Source organism: Streptomyces sp. W16 (genome assembly GCF_033194735.1).
GTDB lineage: Bacteria > Actinomycetota > Actinomycetes > Streptomycetales > Streptomycetaceae > Streptomyces.
Map to the genome: position 1 here is coordinate 1 of NZ_JAWOAI010000990.1, position 1,797 is coordinate 1,797.

Consider the following 1,797-nt stretch of genomic DNA (forward strand, 5'->3'; position numbering starts at 1 on the left):
CGGGCTGGGCGGAGACCGCCGCGGTCGTGGGGGCCGCCGTGCTCGGCGCGGGAGCGGTGGTGCTGGCGTTGCGGCTGAAGGGCCGGCGGCTCCCCGGCGCCTGACCGGTCGGCAGCCACAGCAGCAGACCGAGCGTGACCCAGGTGTACGTGTTGCTGCCGAGGAAGCCGTCGATGCCCGAGGAGTCGTCGAACCACAGCCACACGACGCTGGTGCACAGCACCGCGTACAGGGCGCCCGCGATCCGCGGGTGCCCCGCGCGGACCAGCACGGCGAAGGACGGCAGCAGCCACACGAGATGGTGCACCCAGGTGATCGGGCTGATCAGACACGCGGTCAGCCCGGTCAGCGCGAAGGCGGCCGTCCAGTCCGCCGCGACGACCGCACGGCGGGCCCGCACCGCCCATACGCACAGCACGAGCAGGACGACCGTCGCCCACAGCGGGCGGCCGGTCTCGCCGAGGCGGGCCAGGACGCCTTGCAGGGACTGGTTGGAGACGTAGTCGAGACGGCCCACCCGGGTGGTGTCCCACATGGCCCGGGTCCAGTAGAACCGCGAGGCGTCCGGGACCACCAGAGCGGCGAACCCGGTCGCCGCGAGCGCCACAGCCGTCGCCACCGCGGCGGCTTTCCAGCGTCTGGCCAGCAGCAACAGGACGATGAACAGGGCCGGCGTGAGCTTGATGGCCGCCGCGAGGCCGATGCCGACGCCTGCCCAGCGGCCCCGGCCGGTGGAGAGCAGCCAGCCGTCGCCGAGGACGAGGGCCAGCAGCAGGAGGTTCACCTGCCCGAAGCTGAAGGTGTCGCGCAACGGCTCGAACAGCGCCAGCCCACAGGCCACCAGCGCCCACCCGAACCAGCCGTACCGCCGCCACCCGGGCCCCGCCAGGATGCGCAGCACCACGGCGAGAGCCGCCAGGTTGAGGACCAGCGCGGCGGTGATCGCGGCGCCGAGCCCGAGGTACGCCATCGGGGCCATGCTGACGGCGGCGAACGGCGGGTAGGTGAAGCCGTACGTCGTACCCGGTACCCGGTAGTCGTAGATCCGGCCGCCGTGGTGGAGCCAGGTGTGGACGGTGCCGTAGTAGACGCGCAGGTCGAACCAGTCGCGCAGCAGCGGGACGGTCGCCGTGAAGACCGCCACGGTGGTGGCGAGGGCCAGCACCAGGAGGAGTCGGCCGCGGTCGGTGGTGGGCGTTCTCATGCCGTACGTCCCAGGGCCGGGGCCTCTGCCGCCTGGCGGGCCTGCCAGAGGACGACGACCGCCAGGACCCCGCCGGAGACGGCCAGCACGAGTTGTCCGATGTCGGCGGGGCCGCCGCTGGGCAGCACGGCGAGGGCGAGGACGCCGGTCACGGCGGCCACCCGGTGGCGTACGGACGTGCTGGGCGCGGCGGCGGCGATGAGGAACAGACCCCACAGGGCGTACCAGGGGCGGATCGCCGGGCCGAAGGCGGCCACGACCGCCAGACTCAGACCGAGGGCGTAGACCGGGCTGGGGCGCAGGCGGAACCATATGGCGAGGATGGCCGCTCCGGTGACCGCGAGTCCGAGGGCGTGCCAGGCCGGGACGGCGAAGGGGGCGAGATCGCTGCCGAGGTGTTTCAGCAGGGCGCCGGTGGCGCGGCCCAGGAGGCTGGTGAGCGCCCAGTTGTGTGCCGAGACGGGCGTGTCGAGGGCGCCTATCCAGCCGTAGCCGGTGCCCGCGACGGCGGTGGCGGCGACCGTGGTGACCGCGGACGCGACGACGGTCGTCGCGACGGCCTTGGCCGGACGGTGGCCCGCTCGGATCTGGAG

Annotated in this window: 2 protein-coding genes; both read right to left on the reverse strand. The window is 73.8% G+C overall.

All coding sequences use genetic code 11. The features are described from left to right. Window positions 1–1,204: glycosyltransferase 87 family protein (locus tag R6V09_RS52290; RefSeq protein ID WP_317888427.1), on the reverse strand; the 1,204-nt coding region annotated here is incomplete at its 3' end. Continuing rightward, the coding region (gene mptB / locus R6V09_RS52295) for a polyprenol phosphomannose-dependent alpha 1,6 mannosyltransferase MptB (protein ID WP_317888428.1) at window positions 1,201–1,797 on the reverse strand (597 nt) is incomplete at its 5' end. The genes R6V09_RS52290 and mptB, both read right to left, overlap by 4 nt.